The following is a 24678-nucleotide window of genomic DNA, read 5'->3' on the forward strand; positions in this document are numbered from 1 at the left end:
GCGCACGGCACCTTGCCCTCGGTTGCGCCGCTCAGGAGTTCACCGATGGCAGTGTCGCAGAGCGTGCGAGCAACGGCGGCCCACTCGATCGGCCGCGCGAGCGAACCGCCGGGTTCCGTGAGGCCGACGAGGCCCACACCCGGTAGGGCGCCACCTGGAACAGTCCACCTCCGCACCGCGACTACGCTTCGCGGTCGCCCTGGGCCCGCGAAGTCAGCCCCGATGGGCAAGTAACGCGCTCGGCCATACCGCCGAGGTTTCATTCCCGATTTTTTGGGTTATTCTCGGGACTGCAAGATGTTGGTTCGGCTGTGGAAGGTGTGCCGTGACCACGACCAAACAGCGTGAGCGCGACGAGCTCTTCGACCAGTTCCAGCGGGTCGAAGAGCTCGAAGAGGTCGCCGAACAGGCCTCGGCGCAGCTGGACCCCACCCAGCTCGAACGCTTGCGCTCCGTGGCGCGACGCACGCTCGCGGGCATCAAGCCGGTTCGTGTCTCCCTGGCCAGTGAGCTGCTCGACCTCGACGAGAAAACGATCAGGAGCTGGACCGAGGAAGGTGTGCTCACCGAGGCCGACACGGCCAGCACCCGACGACTGCTGGACCCCGAACGGCTGCACGAAGTGCTGCACATCGTGCGCGAGTTGCGCGCCAACGGCAAACGAGCGGATCTGCTCGATGCGGTGTGGTGGAAGCTCAGCGACCAGGCCGTCCTCGACCGGGAGGACCTGGCCGACAGCCTGGCGGAGATGCGTCGCGGCGACGTGCACAAAGCATGACCGACAGTTATCAATGACTACCGGTTGTGTTGGGATCATCACCGCGTGACCGTTGACGTCGAAATCACCAGCACTGCTCAGCAGCAGCGAAAGATGCTTCGTAACAAACACGCGAAACACTTCGAGCAGTGGTTGGAAAAACTCAAACGGGACGGTTGCCGTGCGCTCCAATACCGCTTGACCGGCGATCTCGTCGAACGACTCTGCGTACGGCACCTCACCGGCCCGCTGCGCGTGATCGTCGCGTTCCACAGCGCCGAACACGCCACAATCGTTCTCATCGGGCCCCACGACGACGGCGACCCCGGCATCGACGTCTACCGGCACCTGTACTCACTGGCCGGGATCGAAACCCCGTCCGCGCGGACGCGGACGAAACCACCCTGCTGCGACGAAGAAGGGCACCCACCCTCGGACGACGAGGAGATCATCGACCTGGTCCAGCGGGCCCAACGCCTACGACGTCGACGCACCGGCTGATTCCTCGAAGAGGCGCATCGGAGGAGGGTCTCCGCTCATGCTGTTCGTGCCCGTCGCTCGCCCACGCATGCGCGGGGTGGCCCCCGACTGGCAACGGATGTGGTCAGAGGATGTGGAACGGCGTGGCTCGGCGGATCACGGTTCGGAGAAACCGCCCTCCCTCGCTGGCCGGGCACTGCCTGCCGACGACAAGTCCGAAGAATGCGTCGATGACGGACACAGCGCAGACGAACCAACCAACGACCAGCTGCACGGGCCCGTACGGATGGCTCACTCCAGCCAAGGGGAAGAGCCGAGGCCGTGGCTAGACGAGCGATGTGCCGTCCCTGTCGCGGAGCGTCAGTGAGCTCTTCCTCACCACCGCTGAGAGACTCCGGGAGACAATGGTGGCCCTCGTCCAGCGCTACGATTCAATCCCGCACATCAATCCACAATGGTCATGCGATGACTTGGTGAGCGCCCCCGCTTCGGGGTGCTGGAACAAGCACGGAAACACAGGATCGTGCTTCGTCACCACGAACATGAGCAGGAGGACAGAACGAAGTGGTTCTCACAGCGCGTTCACGCCGCTAGAATCCCAGGTCAGTGAGTGTGTAGGCCCCGCGCACGCGGGGATGGACCGCGACTGCGCAGCGAGTCCAGCGTGCCGCCGCCGTAGGCCCCGCGCACGCGGGGATGAACCTGTCGCCGAGCCGCAGCCACTTGACCGCGAACCCCACCGCCGCTGGCGACGCTCACCGCGAATCCGGGGCGAAGAAGATCGGCAGCCGGTCAGCGGGGCAGCACCTCGCGCATGACCCGGATTGTGTTGCCGCCCATGATCGCGGCGATGTCGGCTTCGGAATGCCCGCGTTCACGCAGTTCCCGCGTGATCACCGCGATGTCGCTGGTGTCCCAGCCGACCGTCGTCGACCCGTCGTAGTCGCTGCCCAGCGCGGCCGTCTCGATGCCGCCGACGTCGATGACGTGCTCGATGGCGTCGACCACGGCGGCGGGAGTGGTGTCGCAGACGGCGGCGTCCCAGTAGCCGATGCCGACGACTCCGCCGGTACGCGCCACGCCGCGGATCTCCTCGTCGGTCAGGTTGCGGTTGACGTCGCAGGTGGCCTGCACACCGCCGTGGCTGTACACCACCGGTTTCGTGGCACGGTCGAGCATCTCGGCCACCGCGCGGTGGCTGGAATGCGCGATGTCGACGATGACCCCCCGCTGTTCCAGCTCGTCGAACACCCGGCGTCCCAGGTCGGTGAGTCCGCCCTTGTCGATACCGTGCATCGAGCCGACGACCTCGTTGTCGAAGAAGTGGGCGAAGCTCGCCATCCGCATGCCGGCGTCGAACAGCACCTCGACGTTGCGCTGCTCGCCCTCAAGGTTGTGCAGGCCCTCGACGGAGAAGAGAGCGCCGGTGGCCCGCTCACCGGCTTCGCGGGCGGCGACCAGCTCGTCGAGGTCGGCTCGGGTGCGGATCAGCACCAGGCGACCGTCGGAACGCGCGGCCGCGTCGCTGAGCTTCTCGGCGTGGTAGAGCGACCGTTCGAGCAGCGAGGTCCACGTCGCCGGTGGCTGCAGCTGGGCGATGGCCAGCGGGGTGATGTTGTCGGTGTCGGCGGAGTTGGACTCGTAGTTCTGCCCCCTCGGGGACTTCGACACCGACGAGAACACCTGGAGACCTACGTTGCCCTCCTCGAGCCGAGGCAGGTCGACGTGCCCTCGGTCGGAGCGCTCGAGCAGGTCACGGTCCCACATCAGCGTGTCGGCGTGCATGTCCACGATCGACAGTGAATCGTGCAGCTCCCGTGTGGACGCGTCGACCGCGGGAAGGCGGGTGTCGACGACCTGGTTCATGCGGCGCTCGACGATCCCGGGTGCGAACACGAAGAACGCGATCACCGCGAGCACCACGAAGATCGAGCCCGCACTGACGGTCCACCACAGCCACCCGCGCTTGATCCGAGCCACGAACGCGAACCGTAGCGCTTTCACCGATCCGTGGTCCATCCCCGCGTGCACGGGGACAGACCGGCAGTGCACTGGCGGCCCGGAATGGGACCTCCGGACAGCGGCGACGGGCCGGGCGATGCTCTCGACCGTGGCCGGGGCACACCCGGCCCGACCGGGGATCGCTCCGCGGGACTTGCCGCATGTCGTTGTAACGATTAGTGTTACGACCAGGATCGAGCGGGGAGGTGGAGACCGACGTGAGCGCCAACAGCAGACTGACCGTCGCGGCGCACGCCCTGACGTGGATCGGGCTGTACCAGCGGCGCGGTCATGAGGTCGCCACCTCCGAGCAGATCGCGACGAGTGTCAACACCAACCCCGTGGTGATCCGCCGCCTGCTGGCCGAGCTGCGCAAGGCGGGCCTGGCCGATTCGCAGCGGGGAGCGGGAGCGGGCTGGATGCTCGTGCGGGACCTGGAGACGATCACCCTGCTCGACGTCTACCAGGCGATCGATCCAGGACCGATCTTCGCCTTGCACCGCGCGACACCGAACCCCGAGTGCGTCGTGGGAAACGGCATCGGGCCCGCGATGACCGCCGTGTACGACGAGGTGGAGGCCGCCCTGCGCGGGGAGCTGGCCAAGACCACATTGGAGGACGTGCTGCGGGACGTCTTGAAAGCCGCCTGACCTCGGGTCGTTGATCTTCCCCGTTCGAGGGAAATAGCGGCCCGCGAACATCGGTCATCGATGTAACAAAAATGGTTACAGCAAGGAATCGGAGAATCCCATGGGACAGCTGGACGACAAGAGTGCCCTCGTCACCGGCGCATCCAGCGGCATCGGCCTGGCGATAGCCCGCCGTTTCGCCGCCGAGGGCGCGACGGTCTACCTCACCGGCCGTCGTAAGGCCGAGCTGGACGCCGCCGTCGCGCGGGTCGGCGCCCGAGGCATCGCCGTCCAGAGCGATGCCTCGGACCACGGCGACCTCGACCGGCTCTTCGCCGAGATCGCGGACCGCAGCGGCCGACTGGACATCGTGGTGGCCAACGCCGGTGTCGGGGACTACGGTCCGCTCGGCACGATCACCGAGCAGGAGTACGACCGCACGACCTCGATCAATCTCAAGGGCACGGTCTTCACCGTCCAGAAAGCACTGCCGCTGCTGACGGCGGGCGCCTCGGTGATGCTGGTCTCCTCCAGCGCGGCCCTGCGGGCCGCCCCGGGCCTGGGCGTCTACGCCGCCACCAAGGCCGCGATCCGCAGCCTGGCCCGCACCTGGGCCGCCGAGCTCGCGGACCGCGGAATCCGCGTCAACACCCTCACCCCCGGCGACGTCGAGACCCCGGGCGGGGACGAACTGCGCGCCGCTTTCCCGCACGGCGATCAGCCCACCGCGGCCGAGCCCGCCACGTTCAGCCCGCTCGGCCGGATCGGAAGTCCCGAGGAGGTCGCCGCCACCGCGCTCTACCTGGCCGGAGACCAGAGCAGCTTCACCACCGGTGCGGAACTGCTCGTCGACGGCGGCGCCACGCAGCTCTAGGCACCGATCGGCGATGCGGAACGCCCGTGCTCGGCGGACCGCTGAGCGGCGAGCGCTTCCTGTTCCAGGGCTGCGGCCCGACCGACACACCACACGCGAACGACAGGACGAAGGACGAGGACGATGGCAACGGATACGCAGACCTCGCGGGCAGTGGCGGAGAAGTTCGTGGAACGCCTCGGCAGGCAGGACCCGGAAGGCATCCAGGAACTGTTCGCCGCCGAGATCGACTGGTACGTCCCCGGCAGTGACGAGCTGCCCTGGACCGGACGCCGCACCCACCGGGAGGAGGTCGCGCCGTACTTCACCACGATGTGGCCGCACTTCGCGCACGGCAAGAGCGAGGTCGCGCTGGATCGCGTCATCGTCGACGGTGGTGACGTGATGCTGCTGGCGGTCTTCACGCACACCGTCGTGTCCACCGGCAAGGAGTTCACCACACCGGTGGCCATGCACCTGGTGGTCGAGGACGGCCGGATCGTCCGCATGCACCTGCACGAGGACACGCTGACCGTCGACGAGGCGTTCACCGCTGACTGAGCGGAGAGGACTCGGGAACTCCGTGGCACGGGGCCGCCCAGCCGGGCGGCACTCCCACGAGAAAGCGCCTCCGGAGCGCATCCGGAGGCGCTGGACCTCTCGCCGCTGAGTCAGCCGAACTTCTCGGCCTTCACCGCGTCGATGAACGCCGACCACTGCGGGCCGGTAGTGATGAAGTACCCGGCCGAGCGATCCTTCGTGTCACGCACCGCCGCGCCGTCGTTGAAGCGGCCGATTTCGACGCAGCTACTGTTCTGGCCCGACCTGCTGGACTTGCGCCAGTTCGTAGGGTGCGGCTTCATCGCTTACCTCCCGGTCTCCCGCCAACCCGGCCATGAACCCAACGGGCCATCCAGCCCTCGCTTCACGAACGGTAGCGCACCCATCGCTTTTCCGTGACTCTCCGCGTCACCGTGACTCCGAAGACAGCCAAAGTCGCTACAGCGCTCCGGTCACATGAACTGTCCACACAGGTCATAAACTGGCCCGAAGCAGGGCACACTCCATAACCTTCCGCAGCGGCCCGACTACACACGACCGAGCTCCCTCACTACGAACCCCGAGAGAGGCCAGAACGAAGTGGTCCTCACAGCGCGCTCACGCCGTTAGAATCCCAGCACAGTGAGTGTAGGCCCCGCGCACGCGGGGATGAACCCTCGGAAATCTGTCGGTAAATATCTTCCAACATGTAGGCCCCGCGCACGCGGGGATGAACCGAATGCCCCACACGGCAGGTATCGAAGAAGTTCGGACAAGGGGCTCGCCTGTGCACCAAGAAATCCAGCAGAGCCCCGCCGCACCGGTGCGAACCAAGGGTTCTTCTCGGAAAGCGAGGCGAACCGCCGATGACTACACTGGCTTCTCGTAACCGACTATGAGCGCGCTGGAGGAGGTCGGGCAGTCACTGGCGACCACTGTCACGAAAGCCACCGACGCCCAAGAAGCGATCGCCGCGGCCGGAAACGCCTGGAACGAACGCGGCCAGAAACTGACCGAACACCTCTCCGGCACCAACAACGCGGACGCCCAGCACCTCCTGGACCAGCACGAGACCACCGCCGAGAGCATGCGGGAAGCATGGCGCAAGATCACGCTGGCCCTCCGCGCCATCCAGCGGTACCGCACCAGCATCGAAGGGGAACCGACTCCACTGGAGCCCACCCGGCCGGAGGCGGAGCCAGTACCGACGCCCGAGCCGATCAAGAGTCCGCACGGTGACTCCTACCCGCCGAGAGCCGCTGGCCTGGCGGAACACCTGGACAAGCGCGTGACCTCTGGTGTGGGCGAGAAGACGATGGGCGTCGGCCGCTTCGGCGATGACGGGCCTCCGCTTCCCCCGATGCACTCCGGGATGAGTAAGCACTACTCGCAGATCATCCGCGAGCGCCTGAAAAGTGCTGGTCTCAACCCCAAGTGGGTGGATGGCCACGTGGAAGCGAATTTCGCTGCCCTGATGATCGACGGCAAACAGCCGCACGGGGAGCTGGCGATCAACAACGTCCCGTGCGGGATCGAACGGCAACGAAGCTTCCCCAACACGTGTGACAAGGCACTGCCGTGCCTGCTCCCGGAGGGGTATAGCTTGACGGTCTACGGAAGCAGGCAGGACGGCTCCACGTTCACGAAGACCTACAGGGGGCGGGTACAACCATGACAACGAACGCGATTGCCTCCGAACTGCTGACCGAAGGCGGGATCGACGTGGGCGAGCTGCCCGCCGATCTCGATGTGGTCGAGACGCTGCGGGAGGCGAACGAACGGCAACCGCAGCAGGCGTGGTCGTTCTTCGTGAACATCGCGGACGCCGCGTCCCCCGAGTTTTCGATCGGTCTCGACGGCGACCGTGGCGTCGTCACGTGGTGGGACGGGCAGGATTCCTTTCGTCCGGCGCACGGGACGAACACCGAGCCCGTGGACTACTGGCGCGGTGGTCACCACTCCCAGCTTCCGGAAGGACACGAGATCAGCGCCGACGACGCGCTCACGGCCCTACAGGAATTCCTGCGCACCCACGAACGCCCGACCAACATCGAGTGGGTGTGGGACTGACCTGTTCCGGAAGAACGAGGCGCTTGCCGTCGAACAGCACGATCCACCCGTCCAATTCAGTCCACAGTAGTCACGCGATGGCTCGGCGCGAGGTCTCACTCCGGAGTTGTTCCGGAGTGATCAGGCGACACGAGACCGAGCTCCGCCGCCACGAACGACCAGAAAGGACACACGAAGTGGTTCTCACAGCGCCTTCACCCCGCTAGAATCCCAGGTCAGTAAGTGTAGGCCCCGCGCACGCGGGGATGGACCGGTCCAGCCGCTGTTGCAGCGGTTCGCGGACGAGTAGGCCCCGCGCACGCGGGGATGGACCACAGTCGACGTCGCAGGCTAGCCCCATAGAGGCGGTAGGCCCCGCGCACGCGGGGATAGACCCAGCGGCTCTCCGGTGTCGTAGTCGGTCTGCTGGTAGGCCCCGCGCACGCGGGGATTGGCCGCCCGCATAAGCCCGCGAGAGCACCTCGACACCGAGGTGAACGGGCGGGGCTCACACGAAAAAGCGCCTCCGGAACGACTCCGGAGGCGCTGGACTTCACACGCGAAAGTCAGCCGAACTTCTCGGCCTTCACCGCGTCGATGAACGCCGACCACTGAGCACCAGTCGTAGTGAAGTACCCGACCGAGCGATCCTTGGTGTCACGCACCGCCGCGCCGTCGTTGAAGCGGCCGATTTCGACGCACGCAGTGTTATTACTGGACCGGCTCGACTTCCGCCATCCTGCGGGATGTTGTTTCACGGTATGCTCTCCTCGAAATCGTTTGCGCGTGCGGCGACGAACTCCTTTGCCTGTTCCGGGGTCATCGCTGCATCGCGCAGGTTACCTACAGCGTCCTTGTAAATCTCTACGGCGTGGGGAGCTGTGAGGAACGCAGCGGACCCGAGGTGTTCGAGGTGCACGATCGGCGCGGCGCGAGGGAACTCGATCAACATGAACTGGCCACTGTGCGCGGAAGTCCATGCGCCGGGGTTCGATGGAATGATTCGCAGTGTCACATTCGGCAGGTCCGCGATCTTTCCGACATGCCGTAGCTGGTCGGCCATGATTTCCGGCGCTGCGATGCGTTCGGTGAGCGCGCGCTCCATGAGGATCGCCTCGAAGGTGGGAGCCTGCCGACTGGTGAGAATATCGCGACGACTGGAACGCATCGCGATCCGTGTTTCCTGCTCCGGCCCCTGTGAAGTCGCCATGACGGTACGAGCGTAGTCGGCCGTCTGAAGCAATCCCGGAACGAGCAGCGGCGCTACCTCCGTGATCGCCGAGGCGGTGCGCTCGTACTCAATCAAGGTAACGAGCTCTTGATGGACACCGGGGATGCCAGCACGCAGCCAGTCCGGACCGTCGCTCTCACGCGCCAATTCCGTGAGCCGGTCTCGTTCGGAGGCCGAGAGTCCGAGTGCGACGGTTATACCAGCGACATCCTCCGGGGTTGCTGTTCGGACTCCGGTTTCCGTTCGGGTAATCCACGCATGCCCGATATTGAGCTTGCGAGCCAGTTCGCGTACTCCGGTGCCGGTTGATTCACGCGCTTTTCGCAGTTCAGCTCCAAGTGTGCGCGCTTTCGGGCTTCCTGGCCTGGTTCCCGTCATGAACCAATCGTAGAACAGCCTTCGCGCTTACTGGATCACTCGATCGAGGCATTGCAAGGGTGGATCCGAACCATCAAAGTGGTTCCTAGCCAAATAATCGGATACGAAACGCTGAAGGAATACTACGCAATGCCACACACCTACGATGTATCGCACCCGGGAACACGACTGCGGTGCAGGGACGAGTCCGGCTCGTCGTCACTGCGGGTCTGGCGGTCACAGTGGACGCCGAGGGTGATCCGGATCGACACGCCGACCGTTTACAACCGGACCAAGTGGACGGTCGAGCAGGCGAAGCTGCTGCGGGACGTGCTCGACGACGCGATCCGGGCGGGCGAGCGGTCATGAGCCATCCGCACACCCAGCTTTCCGTCTTCCTCCGACGCGGCGAGTGGATGCTCAGCGACGCCGCCTTCGAGATCGGCGGGCAGCGCTACACCGCGACGCAGTGCCGCGACACCGCCACCGTGCTCGACGAACTCGCCGCCGCGCTGCGCCAACACGCCGCCGCACTGCCGAGCGGCGAGCTCCCAACCGGCGAACTTCCCCCCGGCAGCACTCCCGCTGACGGCACTCCCACCGACGACGCGAACGAATCGGATGCCTGAGGCACCGCCCCCGGAAGCGCCACCCGCCGCCCCGCCGGAGCAGCTCCGGGCCGACGCGGCACCCACGGAGATCATGCCCGCCCTGCGGGCGGGGCGCTGGTCCCGCTGGCGCGGCACGCTGCCACTGCCCGCGATCGCGAAGCGCCGACCGGGCAGCAGCGACCTACCCGCTCGACCCACCGGAACCAACGCGCCGACAACCCTCGCCCCGCCGCACCCACAGCTGCTCGCCCGCGTCCTCACCGGCTTACGCGCCCTGTGAACCACGGCCCGGTCCCGTGAGCCCCGACCTCCGGGTCCGGACCGTCCGCCGCCCGGCCGGGCCGCTCCCCTTCCCCGTCCCGGCCGGGCGGTTCCCAACCGAACGCGAGAACCGCGCGCCCCAAGCACCGAAACGCCAACGACTCCCCGGAACGACACGACGATCTCCCGAGCCGACACAGCTACGCGGAAAGGACAACCGGAATGACGACCGCCGAACGCGGAACTCCCCGCACGCGGGAGACGGAGCCGGACACGGCGCCGCGCGCCGGTGATGCCTCGTGACCGGTCACCCGACGCGGCCGAACATCGCCCTGAGCCACGACCCCGAACAACTGAACCGCACCATCCACGACATAGCGGCCGGTAGGGCCACCGCCCGGCAGTGCGCCGAGACCGCCTCGGCGCTGCGGCACCTCTCCCACGAACTGAGTGACCACGCCGCCGTACTCGCCTTCGGCGGCCCGCCACCGAGCGAGCAGCCACCCACCACCGGGCCAACTCCCGAGGAACCGCGGAAGCGAGAGGATTCCGAATGAACACCCATCCGGCGATGCTGCTGGGCACGGCGGTGCTGCTGGTGGGCACCGCGATCGTGCTCGGCGCCTGGGGAAACCGCGTCAGCTACCGACCCCGCCACGCGGGCGGCAGTGGTCCCGCCGCCCGACGGCTGGCCGCGCTGCGACTGGAGGCCTACTTCCGGGCCGAGCGACCCGCCGCCGAAGTCATCGACTGGCCGCCGCACGACCCGGACCGATACCCGCGGCTGTTTGACCTCGCGACACCACAACCGGTTCCGCCGCCCGGCCCGTCGATTCCGGAACCCGTACAACCGATCTCCGGTGCGACCACCGGGAACGGAAACCCCGCCGGTGGCACGGAGAGTCCCGGAGCCGAGCATCCCGATCTCGCGCTCCTGCGCCGCGTGCTCGACGGACTCCACCGGCTCTAGGACCTTCCGCCGTCATCCCGCCCGCACTGCCCGCTCCTGGTTCTCGTCGATTTCTCGCGAAATCGTCGCCCCGGCCACACGTGCGGGGCAAGAAACGGGAAAAACACTGGGACGAACGGGTAACGCGAGTTCACCGGTTCGGGCAACTCCCCTTCCGGCGCTCCTGCCACGCTGACTACCTTCACAGCGGCGAAACGAAGAACGGAATCATTCCGCGATTCCTCCCGCCACGGAAGGAGAAAGAATGCCCGCGCCGGATAAGCCCTCCACCACGACGGAACTGGTACGCGATCCCTGGCTGAAACAGTTCCACACGAAACAGGGAACCCCCAGAGCGGGAAGCATATCACGGTACGTGGACTTCAGATACAGCTTCGTGGATTACTTCAAGCACTGGGAGGCCTACTACATAGGAATGGAGGGCAGCGCGGACATTCCCGTAACCGTATACATGGAATTCGACGACCCGGAGCAGATGCTTCCCCCGGGAGCCCCCGAGGACGCGGAGGTCGCCGACCTCAACGGGTGGGGCAACCAGGGATACATCCAGCAGGAGATCCCCACCACCGAGGGAGTACGCTACACGCTCTCCTACTGGGTCGGGTTCGACATGTACCCGGGGTCCAAGGGAAAGCAAAAAGTAGCCGCACGAGGCTACATCATGGACGGCTACAGCAAGAACACGCTGAACGGGAGAACGATAACCACAGTAGCCGAAAACGGCACAGTGAGTCCCAGAAACGAGAGCCCGAAACCGAACTGGACGAAAGCCGAGACGAGTTTCACAGCACAGTCGGCACTGACCATCATCCGGCTGGTCGACTGGACGGCGTCGGAGAAGAAAACCGGAAGCCATCATGACGGATTGACGGGGGCGAACGTCACGGGAATATCCGTCCGAAAAGCGGGATCCTCCAACGATGACGATATTCAGGACGACACCGGCAAGGACCGCGAGCAACTGCGCAAGGAACTGGAGGAGTGCCGGAAGAACTGCCAGCGGAAGGCCGACGACGCCTACCGGGAGGGACGCAAGGACGCCTGGAAGGACGCCTGGGAACGCTACAAGATCAACAAGGGTGACCAATGACAGCGTCTGACGACCTCACCGACCACCACCGGGAGGACAGCGTGCCGAACGAATACCGTCGCGGACTCGCCGACGGCGAGGAACACGGACAGCGGGACAAGCGCTCGGGTAAGCCGAAGGAACAGCTCCAGCGGGACGGGACGCGCGGCTACCGGGACGGCTACGCCGACGGGTACTCCGACGGCTGGACCCTCGCCCCCGATCCCGAACAGGGTGACTGATCGGAGCACACGGCTCGGGGTAGTGCCTGCCCGGTGTCGATTTCTCGCGAAATCGCCGGGCGGGTGGGGGCACGCACCGAACCGGAAGGTGAGTTCAGTCACGGGGCGGGTCGGACTCCGAGTGCTCGTCGTCCACCGGGGGGTCGGATTCGACGCTGTCGGCCTCGCCGCGCAGCTGCGCCCGCAACTGTTCTTTACGTTCGGCGCGTTCGGCGGCCCGCTCCGCCATGCCCGTGGCCACCCTGCGGCGCAGCCCCGCGAAAACCACCAGGGAAAGCGGCATGGCCACCACCACGGCCACGGCCAGCGCCACCAGCAGCGGAACGTCGAAGAGCACCAGTACGGCAGCCAGCACGGCGAGCAGTCCGAACCTGGCGACGGTGTAGAGCGTGATGTCCCGCGCGAGATCGCCACCGCGCGGTGGCCGGTCCGCGCCGGAGGTCTCCCGATCGCGCGGTCCCTCCGGGCCCTCGGGCGTTCCCTGCTGCTGTTGCTGCACGTCAGCCAGGGTAGAGGACGACCCCACGGCACCACGCTCCGCCCGAACCGCACCTTTCGTCCCTTACTTTCCCTTTACCTGGACCCAACGGTTCGAGTACCTGCCCCCATCAGTGCCAGGATGCGACCGGAATGCCCGGATACCATCCATTCGACCGTGGAGGTCACCAGTGACAGCGTCGACCCAACAGATCCCGCAGAACGGCCAGGACCATCTGCTCACCCCAGGAGAGGTCGCCGCTATGTTCCGGGTTGACCCGAAAACCGTGACCCGCTGGGCCACCGCGGGCCGGATCGGCTCCATCCGCACGCCGGGCGGACACCGTCGGTTCCGCGAGTCCGAGGTCCGCACGATGCTCGCCGAGCTGACCAACGACGCGGACATGGCCAACGGAATCGGCACCGCCCGCTGACCGGAGTTCCCGGTTGATCGGAGTTCTCCGCGCACCCTCCACCGGGTGCTCACCCGACTCCAGGTGAACGGGGAACCACGGCCCGGCCGAGCCGACGCCTTGCTGCGTGGCAGGGCACGGGGACCGCGAGGTACGAACCCACGAGGTCACGAACCCTGCCGTCCGGCAATGCGACCGGCTCGGCCCCGGCCGGAACCACAGCCACCGTCGCCCCTGACCACCGAGACCACTCCGCCCCACCGGGTCGGCGGCAGGACCGGATTCGGCCGGACGACCACCGCCGCGGTCCCGTACGGCGACGGCCCCCATCCGCGCGACATCCTCACCGCATCGCGCGATGCTCGGCACTCCTACCGGTTTCGCCGACCGGTTATCATGGAACTTCGCACGCCACACGGATCGGACAAATCCCCGCACCACGGCGAGCGATCCGGCATGCGGCAACGAACAGCGGGACGAGTCCCCTTAACCGGCGGATCCGCTGCCCCGACGGAACAACGGAGGTGACCACGATGGTCTACATCCTGGCGGCAATCGGTGCCATAACGCTCGTCGTGCTGCTGTGGCAGGGCTTCGGTCCCATCCGGGAGACGCTGGAGAAGCGCAGCGAACAACCTCAACGCCCAACCGCGCCGGACGACGACCCCGACTTCCTCCGCAGGATCTCCGAGCAGCAGCGCAAACCCCGCGACGAGAACTGAGGCACCCCGGCCGGCGCCCGTGGTCGGGCTCCGGCCGCTGGGGCCGTAAATTTCCCACGAAATTGACGCCCCCAGTACGGCGGTGCGCGGCGCGGGCAGCGTCGATTTCTCGCGAAATCGCCGCGCCCCTTCGACGCGGGCCGAGCTCCGAGCACCCTCGCAAGCCGAGCTCCGGCCACCCTCGCCACCGGCACCGCCGCGGGTTCTCCCGTGCGGCTCTCGCGAGGACGCCGGAGACGTTGTGTAGTAACTACCCGATGTCTCCGGACCCGCAGCGAGAGCCGTGCGAGAGGTTCCGCCAAGCTAGCCCTTCGGCAGCCCGCGAAGTAAACGTCTCGTCAGTCGGACTGCTGCCTACCGGCCGCGTACGGGAAGTCGTCCGCCACGGTGGCCGCCAGTTCGAGCAGCGCCAGCCTGGTGGGAGCGGCCAGCTGGTCCAGGTCGACCTCCGCGCCCTCCTCCAGGTGCGGATCGAACGGGATCTTGGACACCGAGCGGCAGCGCGAACCGAAGTGCGCGGCCAGCTTGTCGACGTCGACCTTGCCGGACCCCGGCCGCACCGAGTTGATGATCGCCACCGAACGCGACACCAGCTCGCCGTAACCGTGGGCGTCCAGCCAGTCCAGTGTGGCCGAAGCACTGCGCGCGCCGTCGATGGAACCCGGCGAGACGATGACGAGCGAGTCCGCCACGTCCAGCACCCCCTTCATCGCGGAGTGCATCAGCCCGGTCCCGCAGTCGGTGAGCACCACGTTGTAGAAGTGCTCCAGCAGGTCGACGGCGGTGCGGTAGTCGTTCTCGCTGAACGCCTCGGAAACCGCGGGGTCCTGCTCGCTGGCGAGGATCTCCAGCCTGCTCGGCCCCTGCGAGGTGTAGGAGCGCACGTCGCTGTACTTGCGGATGCGCTGCGCGTCCCGCAACAGGTGGCGCACCGTCGCGGTGGTCTCCAACGGGATCTTCTGGCTCAGCGTTCCCCGGTCCGGGTTGGCGTCCACCGCGACCACCCGGTCACCGCGCAGCGAGGAGAACGTGGAGCCGAGCGTGGCGGTGGTCGTGGTCTTGCCGACCCCGCCCTTGAGGCTGAGCATGGCGATCTTGTAGCAGCCGTAGAGCGGCTGGTTGATGCGCGAGATCAGCTCCCTGCGGTGCACGTCCGCCGGGCTCTCGCCCGGGTTGATGGTCTTCCCGCTGGCGAGGTAGATCGCGCGCCGCCAACCGGACTGCGGTGGGCGCTTGGACTGCCGCAGCAGCTGCGCCGAGGACAGGTCCTGCGCGGCGGCGGGGTCCTGCTGTCCGGGCGGCACCTGCTGCGCCCCGGGGACGGCCTGACCGGGCTGGGGTTGCTGGCCCGGCTGCGGTTGGACCCACTGCTGCCCCGGGGCGGGGGGCTGGCCGGGCACCTGCTGGTTGGGCGCCTGCTGGCCGGGCGCGTACCCCTGTGGCGGGTAGGGTTGCTGCCCCTGTGCGGCGGCGTACGGCCCGGAAGTGCTTCCCGGAGCCGGGTACGGACCGGAGGGGGCGCCGGGCGGCATCTGGTACGGACCGGACTGCGCCTGGTTCGGGTCACCGCCGGGAACCGGCCTGGGCCCGGAAGCCGCGGGGTTGGCGTACGGGTTGACCACCGGGTTCGGACCGGACTGGGGGTACTGCCCCGGCGCGGGGTACTGCTGTGCCTGCTCGGGATGGCCTGCCGCGGGCGGGGCGGGAGCGCCGTAGTCGGGGGCGGCGTGCCCAGACTGGGACGAGCTCTCGGCCGACTCCGCGTTCGGTTCCGCTCCTTCCCCGGCGGGAAACCGTCCCGAATCCTGCCGGGAGTCCGGCTCGTCGTTTCTTCCGGTCACCGTTCGAATCCTCCAAGAACGAATCGAGACCTACCCGGCCCGTGTGCACGGTAGTGGCGGAAACTCACCCGGTTCACGGCGGGCGGCCGACGCGGGACCCCGGCCCGCGCCGTTTCCCGCGGGCCCGCCCGGATCACCGGGCCATACCACAGCCGCGATCTTACGGACAATATCCACGATCACGCGAGCAACCGGGTTCCTCGACCGCCAACACGCCGCCACGGTTCGCCGAAGGGTCACCGACGAGGGAGGAAACGGCCGGTCACAGCCCCGCGTAGGAGTGCAGCCCGGAGATCACGATGTTGATGAAGAACAGGTTGAAGATCATCACCGCCAGGCCGAAGATGTTGATCCAGGCGGCACGGGTCCCCCGCCACCCCGACGTCGCCCGTGCGTGCAGGTAGGCGGCGTAGACGATCCAGGCGATCAGCGAGCAGGTCTCCTTGGGGTCCCAGCCCCAGAAGCGTCCCCAAGCCGCCTCCGCCCACATCGCGCCCGCGATGATCGCGAAGGTCCACACCGGCATGATCAGCACGGTGGCGCGGTAGGCGAACCGGTCGAGCACCTGGCTGCTGGGCAGTCGCCCGCCGATGCGGCCCGGTTCGCCCGGATCGTTCTCGCTCCGGAGCCGAACCAGGAAGAGCACGCTGGCGACACCGGCGAACATCAGCACACCGGTGGACACGATCGCGGCGGAGACGTGGATCCAGATCCAGTAGGACCGCAGCGCGGGCTGCAGCTGCGAGGCGGTGGCGTACAGCGCGGTGCCGGACAGGAACAGCAGCAGCGTGGCGGGAAGCAGCACGAAACCGCCCAGCCCCCGCAGTTTGGGCGCGGTGGTGGGCTTGCGGACGGCGCGGGACTGCCGGTAGAGCACCACCAGCCATGCCACGACCGCGACCAGGCAGATCGCCGAGCCGAACTCGTACATGTTGCCCCACGGCACGCGCCCCACGGCCACACCACGGGTGATCAGCGAGAAGGCGTGCACGAGCACGCCGAGCACGGTCACGGCCACGGCCATGCCGCCGAACCGCTCCGACCACGGTTTGCGGGGCTCGGGTTCCAACCGACCGACGACCGGCCCCGAGCCCGGTTCCTTGGTGGCTACCCCGCCCAAGCCGACGGTCGCCCGCGCCGGTTCGGCGTTCTCGGCGACGTTGTCCGTGGCCTTGCCGGAGGCGAACTCGGCGAAGTAGAGCAACATGGCGAGGATGTAGACCACGACCGAGGTCGCGAACGCCATGTCGCTCAAATCGGACAGTGTCTGGTTGACCATCAACTGCTCCTTCCGGGGGAGGCGGTCCCCGACGAGCCCGCGGTGGGTTCCGCCCCACTTCCGAGCAGCTCGTCGGCCAGCTTGGTGAACTCCTCGCCGTAACCGGCCTGATCGGTTCGCGCGAGTCCACCGATCTCGACCGAGGCACCACCGGTGGTGCCACCGGCGGCGGAAGCGTTCTCGTCGGTGTCGTTGGAACCGGCCGCGAGGGGTTTGATCCGCAGCCAGATCCGGCGGCGCTTGATGCTCAGCGAGGCACCGAGCCCGATAACGATCGCGGCGGCGAAGACCAGTACGTAACGCTGGAACGGGTTGTGCGAGACCTGCAGGTTCGCCCAGCGCTGCACCCCGTCGAACCGGATGGTGGTGCCGTCGTCGAGCCGGATCGTCTCCCCGACGGCCAGGTTCTCGCGGGCGACCCGGTTCAGCTCACCGGAGTCGATGAGGGACTGGTCCACGCTGAAGATGGACTGGCCGGTGCTGCCGGCGAGTCCGAGCTTCCCCTTGAGCACGTCCACGGCCACCATCGGATCCCGCAGCGCGGGGAAGCGCGAGCTGAGCACCTTGCCGTCGAGGCTGGCGGTGGGTGCGAACAGCCCGGTGATCGCCAGCTGGTTGTTGTGCCTGCGCTGTTCGTTCGACATGCCGGGCCGGTCGAACTTGGTGGCGCCCTGCGAGAGCATGGTGGTGGTGTCGACCGGCTGCCACTGCGTCTTCTTGGTCCGCTGGGTGCCGTCCGGGAAGGTGACGGTGAAGATCGGGGTGTAGCCGTTGCCCGTCAGGTAGATGCGGTCGCCCGCAGTGCGCAGCGGGTTGTTGACCCGCAGGTCGTGGGGCTTCCAGTTTCCGTTGTCGAGCGCCTCGCCGGACTGGTACTCGATCTCGGCGTGGAACCGCTCGGGCTGGCCGGAGTGCAGGTAGCGCACGTCGAAGTCGTTGAGCCGCACGCAGAACGGGCTCAGGTTCGTGCCGTCGACCGTCAGGCCCGCGTCGAAGGAGTCGTAGTTGAAGGTTCCCGAGTTGCAGAACCCCGAGCCGTCGGCCTGTACGACCACCTGACCCTCGTAGCGCATCAGCTGGTCGCCGCCGACGGTGATCAGCAGTCCCACCAGCGCGAAGTGGAACACGAGGTTGCCCGCCTCGCGCAGGTATCCGCGCTCGGCGCTGAACGTGCGGGTGCCGTCCTGCTCAGTGCTCTCGGACACGCGCCAGCGCCGCAGCCTGCGGCGCGTGAAGTCGGACATCTCGTCCGGCGAGAGCGAGACGGTACCGGCGGCGTGGTGCGGCATCCGCTCGAGGTTGCGCGGGGTGCGCACCGGACGCGCACGCAGCTGCCGCAGGTACTCCGCGCTGCGCGGGACCAGACACCCGATCAGCGAGACGAACAGCAGCACGTAGATCGCGGCGAACCACACCGAGCTGAACACGTTGAACGCGCCGATGGAGTCGAGAACCTTCGCCCAGGTGGGGTGGTTGTCGTAGAACGTCTCGACGTTCCGGCGGTTCAGCGACCACTGCGGCAGCAACGCGCCGGGAAGCGCCGCGAGCGCCAGCAGGAACAGCAGCACCAGTGCGGTGCGCATCGAGGTGAGCCCACGCCAGGTGTTGCGCAGGAAGGCCAGGACTCGCCGGGGAACCGAAGTGTTCATCAGATGGGCAACTCGAATCCGTTGATGGGGGCGCGCAGCGACGCGATCATGCTTCCCCACAGGCCGGTGACCAGCAGCAGGCCGACGAGTATGAGCAGCACCCCACCGACCCACTGGATGGCGCGGGAGTGCCTGCGCAGCCAGCCGGTGCCGCGTACGGCCCAGCGCGCGCCGAGCGCGAGCACCACGAACGGGATCCCGAGGCCGAGGCAGTAGACCAGCACCAGCACGACACCCCGCAACGCGGCGCCGCCCTGCCACTGGGTGCTGTAGGCCAGCGAGACGACTCCGGTGAGCGTGGGGCTCAGGCAGGGTGTCCAGCCGAGGCCGAAGACGGCACCGAGGGCGGGAGCGCCCCATAAGCCGCCGCGCGGCACCCGTCGAACACGCACGTCACGCTGCAACGCGGGGAACACGCCGAGGAAGACCAGGCCCATGAGCACGGTGACCACACCGCCGAGCCTGCGCAGTACGGGCTCGTTGAGAGCCAGCGCGTCGGAGAGTCCGAGAACCCCGACCGTGGCGATCACGAACACGGCGGTGAACCCGAGCATGAAAAGCAGTGCCGCACCCGCGACCCGCCATCGCCCGTGGCGACGGCCCGCGGTGGTTTCCGCGGTGTCGACCGCAGGCGCGTCGGCACCGACGAGACCGGCCAGATAGGCGAGATAGCCGGGTACTAGCGGAATCACGCAGGGGGAGGCGAAGCTGACCGTCCCGGCGAGAACAGCGAATCCGACCGCCACGATCAGCGGCCCGGTCTGGACTAGCTCGGTCGGATCCACGAACCCGAGGGTAGGTAAGCCGCTGCCGAGTCGGCACAGCGCCCCTGGTGACCGAAACCACATCGGGGTTAGCGGCCCCGCGCGGGAGCGAACCTTACCGCGCTGAGCGTCCTCGGAGAGCGGTCAGCGTCACACCGAACCGTTGGGTAACGTCCTCGCGGGGAAACCCTCACCGGCCGGTTCGGCGACGGCCGGTCCGTCACCAGCTGGTCCGTTACCGACCGGACTCCGACCGCTCGGACGGGTTCGCTCCACCCGTGCTGCCGGAACCACCAGTGCTGCCGGAGTTGTCCGTGTCGCCTGCCTCACCGGTGTTTCCGGTCTCACCGGAGCCGGAGTTCTCGTTCGCGATGTCGCGAACCTTCGGCAACAGGCCCTTCTCGGTGATCTCGCTCAGGTAGATCGCCGCCACGCGGTGCTCGCGGTCCAGCACCACCGTGGCCGGGGTGGTGCTCCGGGGAAAGCCGTTCAGCGCCAGCATCGCGCGGCCGGACGGGTCGTAGATGGAGGGATAGTCGACCTCCAGGTTGTGCACGAAGTCCTTGGCGGCGTCGCGGTTGTCGCGCACGTTGATCCCGAGAACCTGAACACCCTGGTCACCGAGCTCGTCCTGCACCGCCTGCAGGTCGTCGGCCTCCGCGCGGCAGGGCGGGCACCACGAACCCCACACGTTGAGCACCACGACCTCGCCGCTGAAGTCCGACAACCGGATGGTGTCGTCGGCGTTGGCCAACGACTCGCCCTTCAGGCCCGTGACGCGTCCGCGCTCGTCCGGCGAGTAGAACAGCCGTGTCCGCCCACCCGGCGAGACGAACGTGAACTCACCGTTGTCGGAGACCGCGTTCTCGCTGCCCGCGCACCCGGACAGCAACGCGAACAGCGCGACCAGCGCCAACGCGGCGACGGGCCTGCCCCCGCGAACGCTGCCGCGGCTCCACAACCGGTTGGGTCTCATGCACCGCTCGCTCTCGCGTCGGTCTCGCCCACGGGCTCGGCGTAGGCCAGGCGTTCGAACTTCTCGCCCCGGAACACCAGGCTGGTCACCGAGGCCAGCGAGCACTGCCTCTTGCGCGGATCGTGCCAGAGCGCCTTGCCCTCGATGAATCTGCGCAGGATCCAGATGGGCAGCTGGTGGGAGACGCAGACCGCCTCACCGGACCCGGCCGCCTCGCGGGCGCGGTGAGCCGCCGCGATCATCCGGTGCGCGATACCGAGGTACGCCTCGCCCCAGGAGGGACGCACCGGGTTCCAGAGTTTCGGCCAGTGGCGCGGCGAGCGCAACGCGCCGTCACCCACCGACACCCGGCAGCCCTCGAAGCGGTTGGCCGCCTCGATCAGCTGCTCGTCGGTGTCGATGTCCAGCTCGTGCCGCTCGGCAACCGGGTTCGCGGTCTCGGCCGCCCGCTGCATCGGGGAGGCGTGCACCACCCGGACGTCGCGGTCGGACAGGAAACCGGCGACGACCTTGGCCTGCCGCTGCCCCTCCTCGGACAACCGGTAGCCGGGTAAGCGCCCGTACAGGATGCCCTCCGGGTTGTGCACCTCACCGTGCCGCACGAAGTGGACCACGGTCGTTCTGCCGCTCACTTGGATTCCTCCGGCTCGGCCGCTGCCGCCGCGGCCGCGGCGTGTGGCAGCGCGTCGGCGATGATCTCGAAGGCGTTGTCGTCCATGGCCGCGTTGACGAACCAGCACTCGAACGCGCTCGGCGGCGGGTAGACCCCGCGCCGCAGCAGCTCGTGGAAGAAGGCCGGGAAACGCCAGGTCTGCTGTGCCTGCGCACCCGCGAAGTCGTGCACCGGGTTCTCGGTGAAGAAGACGCTGAGCATGTTGCCCGCGAAGGAGATCCGGTGCGGCACTCCCCGCTCACGCAGCGAATCGCCCAACAGCTCCCCGAGACGGCTCGCGTTGCGGTCCAGCGCGGCGTAGACATCGGCGTCGGCGGCGCGCAGGTTCGCCAGCCCGGCGGCCACCGCCACCGGATTACCGGCGAGGGTGCCCGCCTGGTAGACGGGACCGCGTGGCGCCAGCAGGTCCATCACGTCGGCCCGGCCACCGAAGGCGGCGGCGGGCAGCCCGCCCGACATCACCTTGCCGAAGGTGTAGAGGTCACCGGCGACGCCGTCCACGCCGTACCAGCCCGCGCGCGAGACGCGGAAACCGGTCATGACCTCGTCCATCACCAGCAGCGCACCGGCTTCGCGGGTGATCTCGCGCAGCGCGGCGTTGAAGCCCTCGCGGGGCGGCACCGCGCCCATGTTGCCCGCGGCGGCCTCGGTGATCACGCAGGCGATCCGGTCGCCGTGCTCGGCGAAGGCCCGCCGCACCGCCTCCAGGTCGTTGTAGGGCACCACGATGGTGTCGGCTGCCTGCGCCTCCGTGACGCCGGGAGTGCCGGGCAGCCCGAGGGTCGCCACGCCGGATCCGGCTCCGGCGAGCAGCGAGTCGACGTGACCGTGGTAGCAACCGGTGAACTTGAGGACCTTGTCGCGGCCGGTGAACGCGCGCGCCAGCCGGATGGAGGTCATGGTGGCCTCGGTGCCGGAGTTGACCAGCCGCACGTGCTCGACGGGCTCGACCCGGTCGATGATCTCCTGCGCGAGCTCGATCTCACCGGCGGCGGGAGTACCGAACGAGAGACCGTCGACGGCGGCCTCGCGCACGGCGCCGACCACGTCGGGGTGCGCGTGCCCGTTGATCATCGGCCCCCACGAGGAGACGAGATCGACGTAGCTGTTGCCGTCGGCGTCCCGGAGGTACGCGCCCTCACCGTGGACCATGAACCGTGGTGTGCCGCCGACCGAGTGGAACGCACGCACCGGGGAGTTGACCCCGCCCGGGGTCACCGCCTCCGCTCGTTCGAAGAGCTGCCGGGAGCGGGGCGCCGGATCGGATGCTGCTGTCGTCGCGTTGGCGGGATTATCGGCAGTCACGTCGCCCAGTTTGCCAGGCAGCGGATGAGTGCTACCCGGGGATCCCCCAACCGGGGTGGTGAATCTCGCGACGCCTTCCGGCCGCTTTCCGACCGAGCCGCTTCCGTTCGAGTGGTGCCCGGTCGACGGATGCCCTGGGGCGATGCCGGGGCGTGGGCCGAACCGATCAGTGCGCGGACGTTCGGTTCACGACCGCGAGTCCGAATCCGGGGTGTCCCCGGACTCGGATGTGCTCCCGGACTCGGGTGCGGACTCGGAACGGGATTCCGATTCGGGACCGGCCCTGGACCGCCTGTCCGGGCCACCGGCGCGCACTCCCAGCGCCAGGTGGCGGAGGGCGTCGATCAGCAGCAGCCCGCCGGTCGTAACGGCGAGTACCGCGAGCGCGACCCAACTGCCCAGCATGCGGGAGACGACGGTGCCGCCGGAGGCGTCGGGCAGTTCGATGCGGACCACCGAGTTCTCCCAGGCGGGAAAGGCCAGTGCGATCAGTACCGCCGCCAGCAGCACCTCGACCCCGAACACGACCAGTCGCCACGGCTGGTGCAACCGACGTGGTGGCCGCTCGGACGCGGTCGGCTCGGTTTGGGGATCATGCACCGAACCAGCATCGCATGCCGTGAACTACTCCGAACGCAGCAGTGTCGCGAGTTCGGCACGCAACGCTTCCGGTGAGCGGGCCCAGGCCAGCACCACGGTCTCGGTTCCGGCCGTGGTGTGGGATTCGAGTCCGCTCACCGGTTCGCTCGCGCTTTCGGTCCCCGCCTCGGCCACGGAATCGACAGCCGTACCGGAGCCAGCAGCGCTGCCGGGATCACCAGCGGTATCGGAGCCACCAGCGCTGTCGGGGTCGGCGGGCTGCCGCAGCAGCAGCGGGACCTCGGTCATTCCCTTCGGCACCGTGCTCGCCGCACCGAGCACGCGGGCGGCGCGCGTCGCCGGTTCCGCCTCGGGCAGCGCGAGACGGTCGAGCGGGACGGACTCCCCGCCCACGGTCAGTTCCACTGTGGTCAGTGTTACCGAGTGGAAGCGCCTGCGCGCACGGATCCACGGCACCGCCGCCGCGGCCAGCAGGACCGCCAGCACCGGCCACTGCGGCAGGTGCAGCGGTCCCGGGGTGGTCAGCTCGACGACGAGGCCGAGCAGGGCGAACGCCGGTCCCCAGAGCAGTGGCCACCAACTCGACCCCGGCTCGGCATAGCGGATCTCGGCGGTTTCGGTCAACGGTCGCCGGCCAGCCATTCCGAGGTTTCCCGGCGCCAGAAGCACGCCCACGCGAGCGCCGCCAGCACGAGCACGATCAGGTTGGAGGCGCTCCAGGATCCGGAAAGCAGCAGCAACAGCACGTGTGCCACGGCGAGCAGGCTGACCGCGATCCGCGCCCAGGAGTGCCGCCGCAGCACCAGCCACGCCAGCCCCGCGTATCCCAGGGCCAACACGACCGCCAGGATCGTGTTGGCCACGAGGAGATCGCGGGCCAGCTGCTCGGCCCGCTCGGGGAGCAGCCCACTGGCCGCGACGAGCCTGGCGCGCATCGCACCGAGCTCGGTCCACGAGATCGCGGCACGGACGAGCAGGAAAACGCCGAGCGCCACCCAGAGCCCCAGTCCCGCTCGCAGCGTCCGCGGCACCCCGGTGGGTACCGGTTCGGAAGTGTTCGTCATCCGTGCCCGCTCCGCTCGCCGTGGTATCGGAGTCCGGTCACCGTCGCGCCGTCGCCCGGAAGAACCCGTTGGACTGCTTGAGGTAGACAAGCACGATGAAGGCGATCATCGCCAGCAGCGTGAGGATGCTCTGCGTGTAGCCGGTCACCAGCTGTGCCGTGGGGATTTCCAGGGTGTAGCTCCCTTCGGGGAGCTGCACCGTCTGCGGGATGGCGGCGGTGACCATGCCGCTGAGGGCGTTGAGTATCCAGACACCGGCGAAAACGGTCAGCGTGATCCTGGCCCAGTTGCGGCCCGCGCGCAGCTTGAACGCGAAGAAGATCCAGAGTCCGGTGAGCACGACGGAGATGATCAATCCGAACACGACGCCGAACATCATGGCGAACCGCAGCATGTCGTCGCTCATGGCCCTGGAGCTGTCGGAGATCTCCTCCAGCATCCGGTTCATGTAGTTCCACTGCAGCACCATCGAGACCACCGAGAGCATCAGGTACAGCACGGGAGTGACGATCGCGATCCAGAAGGAGATGTCGATCGTCTTCGGCCGCGGCGGTCCCTCGATCTCTTGCGCCGAGACCGGGGGTGCGGCGTAGGGGTTGGGATAGCCGCCCTGCGCGGGACCGGCCGGGTAACCCTGCTGCGGATACCCCTGTCCCGGGTAGCCCTGCTGCGGGTAGCCCTGTTGGGGATATTCCTGCTGCGGGTGGGGAGCCGGACCGTAGCCGGACTGCTGGAATCCGCCGGACTGCGGATCGGGTTGTTGGAAACCACCCGACTGCGGGTCGGGCTGGTACCCGGGCTGCTGCGGGTACTGCCCCTGATTCGCGGGATCCTGTTCCCAAGGATTCTGTGGGGAAGTCACGCC

Annotated in this window: 32 protein-coding genes; 16 read left to right on the forward strand and 16 right to left on the reverse strand. The window is 67.9% G+C overall.

Features of this window, described 5'->3' with window-relative positions:
* Positions 1-325: 325 nt before the first annotated feature.
* The gene (locus tag BM150_RS09090; RefSeq protein ID WP_175496745.1) at positions 326-778 is read left to right on the forward strand and encodes a MerR family transcriptional regulator; all 453 of its coding nucleotides are present in this window, start codon (positions 326-328) and stop codon (positions 776-778) included.
* 45 nt (positions 779-823) lie between these two features.
* Positions 824-1258 (forward strand): hypothetical protein, encoded by a 435-nt coding sequence (locus BM150_RS09095; protein ID WP_092926030.1) that lies wholly within the window; start codon positions 824-826, stop codon positions 1256-1258.
* Positions 1259-2029: 771 nt separating this feature from the next.
* On the opposite strand, the gene BM150_RS09100 is transcribed toward BM150_RS09095, so the two are convergent.
* A complete protein-coding gene (locus BM150_RS09100; RefSeq protein ID WP_217641486.1) occupies positions 2030-3217 on the reverse strand; it encodes a dipeptidase in 1188 nt (395 codons plus the stop codon).
* A 239-nt stretch (positions 3218-3456) separates the two neighbouring features.
* On the opposite strand from BM150_RS09100, the gene BM150_RS09105 reads away from it, so the two are divergent.
* The 3 genes from BM150_RS09105 (at position 3457) to BM150_RS09115 (ending at position 5281) form a co-directional block, all read left to right on the forward strand.
* On the forward strand, positions 3457-3888 hold the full coding sequence (locus BM150_RS09105) for an Rrf2 family transcriptional regulator (RefSeq protein ID WP_092926291.1): 432 nt from the start codon (positions 3457-3459) through the stop codon (positions 3886-3888).
* Positions 3889-3988: 100 nt separating this feature from the next.
* Positions 3989-4741 (forward strand): SDR family NAD(P)-dependent oxidoreductase, encoded by a 753-nt coding sequence (locus tag BM150_RS09110; protein ID WP_092926034.1) that lies wholly within the window; start codon positions 3989-3991, stop codon positions 4739-4741.
* Between the two features lie 123 nt (positions 4742-4864).
* The gene (locus BM150_RS09115; protein WP_092926036.1) at positions 4865-5281 is read left to right on the forward strand and encodes a nuclear transport factor 2 family protein; all 417 of its coding nucleotides are present in this window, start codon (positions 4865-4867) and stop codon (positions 5279-5281) included.
* 110 nt (positions 5282-5391) lie between these two features.
* On the opposite strand, the gene BM150_RS09120 is transcribed toward BM150_RS09115, so the two are convergent.
* Positions 5392-5583: a DUF397 domain-containing protein gene (locus BM150_RS09120; RefSeq protein ID WP_092926038.1), complete on the reverse strand. Its 192-nt coding sequence runs from the start codon at positions 5581-5583 to the stop codon at positions 5392-5394.
* A gap of 572 nt (positions 5584-6155) precedes the next feature.
* Here BM150_RS09120 and BM150_RS09125 point away from each other — a divergent pair.
* Positions 6156-6935 (forward strand): DddA-like double-stranded DNA deaminase toxin, encoded by a 780-nt coding sequence (locus BM150_RS09125; RefSeq protein ID WP_092926040.1) that lies wholly within the window; start codon positions 6156-6158, stop codon positions 6933-6935.
* Positions 6932-7330: an Imm1 family immunity protein gene (locus tag BM150_RS09130; protein ID WP_092926042.1), complete on the forward strand. Its 399-nt coding sequence runs from the start codon at positions 6932-6934 to the stop codon at positions 7328-7330. The genes BM150_RS09125 and BM150_RS09130 overlap by 4 nt, the downstream gene beginning before the upstream one ends.
* A 545-nt stretch (positions 7331-7875) precedes the next feature.
* Here the strand turns inward: BM150_RS09130 and BM150_RS09135 are convergent.
* Together BM150_RS09135 and BM150_RS09140 are read right to left on the reverse strand one after the other, a co-directional pair.
* Positions 7876-8067 carry a DUF397 domain-containing protein gene (locus BM150_RS09135; protein ID WP_092926044.1) on the reverse strand — a complete coding sequence of 64 codons (192 nt, stop codon included), beginning with the start codon at positions 8065-8067 and terminating at the stop codon, positions 7876-7878.
* On the reverse strand, positions 8064-8918 hold the full coding sequence (locus BM150_RS09140; RefSeq protein ID WP_092926046.1) for a helix-turn-helix domain-containing protein: 855 nt from the start codon (positions 8916-8918) through the stop codon (positions 8064-8066). The genes BM150_RS09135 and BM150_RS09140 overlap by 4 nt, the downstream gene beginning before the upstream one ends.
* Before the next feature lie 129 nt (positions 8919-9047).
* On the opposite strand from BM150_RS09140, the gene BM150_RS09145 reads away from it, so the two are divergent.
* From BM150_RS09145 to BM150_RS09170, 7 genes are all read left to right on the forward strand, one after another.
* Positions 9048-9266: a hypothetical protein gene (locus tag BM150_RS09145; RefSeq protein WP_092926048.1), complete on the forward strand. Its 219-nt coding sequence runs from the start codon at positions 9048-9050 to the stop codon at positions 9264-9266.
* Entirely contained in the window at positions 9263-9526 is a 264-nt protein-coding gene (locus tag BM150_RS09150) for a hypothetical protein (RefSeq protein WP_175496746.1), read from the forward strand. Before BM150_RS09145 ends, BM150_RS09150 begins: the two co-directional genes overlap by 4 nt.
* Positions 9519-9788 carry a hypothetical protein gene (locus BM150_RS23675; protein ID WP_139219491.1) on the forward strand — a complete coding sequence of 90 codons (270 nt, stop codon included), beginning with the start codon at positions 9519-9521 and terminating at the stop codon, positions 9786-9788. Before BM150_RS09150 ends, BM150_RS23675 begins: the two co-directional genes overlap by 8 nt.
* Before the next feature lie 280 nt (positions 9789-10068).
* Positions 10069-10326: a hypothetical protein gene (locus tag BM150_RS09155; protein ID WP_175496747.1), complete on the forward strand. Its 258-nt coding sequence runs from the start codon at positions 10069-10071 to the stop codon at positions 10324-10326.
* Positions 10323-10739 carry a hypothetical protein gene (locus BM150_RS09160; protein ID WP_092926051.1) on the forward strand — a complete coding sequence of 139 codons (417 nt, stop codon included), beginning with the start codon at positions 10323-10325 and terminating at the stop codon, positions 10737-10739. Before BM150_RS09155 ends, BM150_RS09160 begins: the two co-directional genes overlap by 4 nt.
* 244 nt (positions 10740-10983) lie before the next feature.
* Positions 10984-11829 (forward strand): hypothetical protein, encoded by an 846-nt coding sequence (locus BM150_RS09165; protein WP_092926053.1) that lies wholly within the window; start codon positions 10984-10986, stop codon positions 11827-11829.
* Positions 11826-12050, forward strand: a complete 225-nt coding sequence (locus BM150_RS09170; RefSeq protein ID WP_092926055.1) for a hypothetical protein — start codon at positions 11826-11828, stop codon at positions 12048-12050. Before BM150_RS09165 ends, BM150_RS09170 begins: the two co-directional genes overlap by 4 nt.
* Positions 12051-12144: 94 nt before the next feature.
* On the opposite strand, the gene BM150_RS09175 is transcribed toward BM150_RS09170, so the two are convergent.
* Entirely contained in the window at positions 12145-12549 is a 405-nt protein-coding gene (locus BM150_RS09175; RefSeq protein WP_092926293.1) for a DUF4229 domain-containing protein, read from the reverse strand.
* A 169-nt stretch (positions 12550-12718) separates the two neighbouring features.
* Between BM150_RS09175 and BM150_RS09180 the strand changes: the two genes are divergently transcribed.
* On the forward strand, positions 12719-12961 hold the full coding sequence (locus BM150_RS09180) for a BldC family transcriptional regulator (RefSeq protein WP_092926057.1): 243 nt from the start codon (positions 12719-12721) through the stop codon (positions 12959-12961).
* A gap of 512 nt (positions 12962-13473) precedes the next feature.
* On the forward strand, positions 13474-13662 hold the full coding sequence (locus BM150_RS09185; protein WP_092926295.1) for a hypothetical protein: 189 nt from the start codon (positions 13474-13476) through the stop codon (positions 13660-13662).
* Positions 13663-14000: 338 nt separating this feature from the next.
* On the opposite strand, the gene BM150_RS09190 is transcribed toward BM150_RS09185, so the two are convergent.
* The 11 genes from BM150_RS09190 to BM150_RS24090 all read right to left on the reverse strand — a co-directional run bounded on the left by BM150_RS09190 (position 14001) and on the right by BM150_RS24090 (position 24675).
* Complete coding sequence (locus BM150_RS09190) at positions 14001-15503, reverse strand: MinD/ParA family ATP-binding protein (protein WP_092926059.1); 1503 nt, start codon at positions 15501-15503, stop codon at positions 14001-14003.
* 262 nt (positions 15504-15765) lie between these two features.
* The gene (ccsB, locus tag BM150_RS09195; protein ID WP_092926061.1) at positions 15766-16785 is read right to left on the reverse strand and encodes a c-type cytochrome biogenesis protein CcsB; all 1020 of its coding nucleotides are present in this window, start codon (positions 16783-16785) and stop codon (positions 15766-15768) included.
* Positions 16782-18431, reverse strand: coding sequence for a cytochrome c biogenesis protein ResB (resB, locus tag BM150_RS09200; RefSeq protein ID WP_092926063.1), 1650 nt, complete (start codon positions 18429-18431; stop codon positions 16782-16784). Before resB ends, ccsB begins: the two co-directional genes overlap by 4 nt.
* Positions 18431-19216: a cytochrome c biogenesis CcdA family protein gene (locus BM150_RS09205; protein ID WP_092926065.1), complete on the reverse strand. Its 786-nt coding sequence runs from the start codon at positions 19214-19216 to the stop codon at positions 18431-18433. The genes resB and BM150_RS09205 overlap by 1 nt, the downstream gene beginning before the upstream one ends.
* A gap of 214 nt (positions 19217-19430) precedes the next feature.
* On the reverse strand, positions 19431-20171 hold the full coding sequence (locus BM150_RS09210; protein ID WP_092926067.1) for a TlpA disulfide reductase family protein: 741 nt from the start codon (positions 20169-20171) through the stop codon (positions 19431-19433).
* The gene (locus BM150_RS09215) at positions 20168-20803 is read right to left on the reverse strand and encodes a histidine phosphatase family protein (protein ID WP_092926069.1); all 636 of its coding nucleotides are present in this window, start codon (positions 20801-20803) and stop codon (positions 20168-20170) included. The genes BM150_RS09210 and BM150_RS09215 overlap by 4 nt, the downstream gene beginning before the upstream one ends.
* Positions 20800-22149, reverse strand: coding sequence for a glutamate-1-semialdehyde 2,1-aminomutase (hemL, locus tag BM150_RS09220; protein WP_092926071.1), 1350 nt, complete (start codon positions 22147-22149; stop codon positions 20800-20802). Before hemL ends, BM150_RS09215 begins: the two co-directional genes overlap by 4 nt.
* A gap of 186 nt (positions 22150-22335) precedes the next feature.
* The gene (locus BM150_RS09225; protein WP_175496748.1) at positions 22336-22749 is read right to left on the reverse strand and encodes a hypothetical protein; all 414 of its coding nucleotides are present in this window, start codon (positions 22747-22749) and stop codon (positions 22336-22338) included.
* Between the two features lie 24 nt (positions 22750-22773).
* Positions 22774-23391: a hypothetical protein gene (locus BM150_RS09230; protein WP_139219492.1), complete on the reverse strand. Its 618-nt coding sequence runs from the start codon at positions 23389-23391 to the stop codon at positions 22774-22776.
* Positions 23370-23813 carry a hypothetical protein gene (locus tag BM150_RS09235; protein WP_092926075.1) on the reverse strand — a complete coding sequence of 148 codons (444 nt, stop codon included), beginning with the start codon at positions 23811-23813 and terminating at the stop codon, positions 23370-23372. Before BM150_RS09235 ends, BM150_RS09230 begins: the two co-directional genes overlap by 22 nt.
* Before the next feature lie 37 nt (positions 23814-23850).
* A complete protein-coding gene (locus BM150_RS24090; RefSeq protein ID WP_175496749.1) occupies positions 23851-24675 on the reverse strand; it encodes a proline-rich domain-containing protein in 825 nt (274 codons plus the stop codon).
* Positions 24676-24678 lie beyond the last annotated feature (3 nt).

The sequence above is a fragment of the Actinopolyspora alba genome (assembly GCF_900112765.1).
In the GTDB taxonomy this organism is placed as follows: domain Bacteria; phylum Actinomycetota; class Actinomycetes; order Mycobacteriales; family Pseudonocardiaceae; genus Actinopolyspora; species Actinopolyspora alba.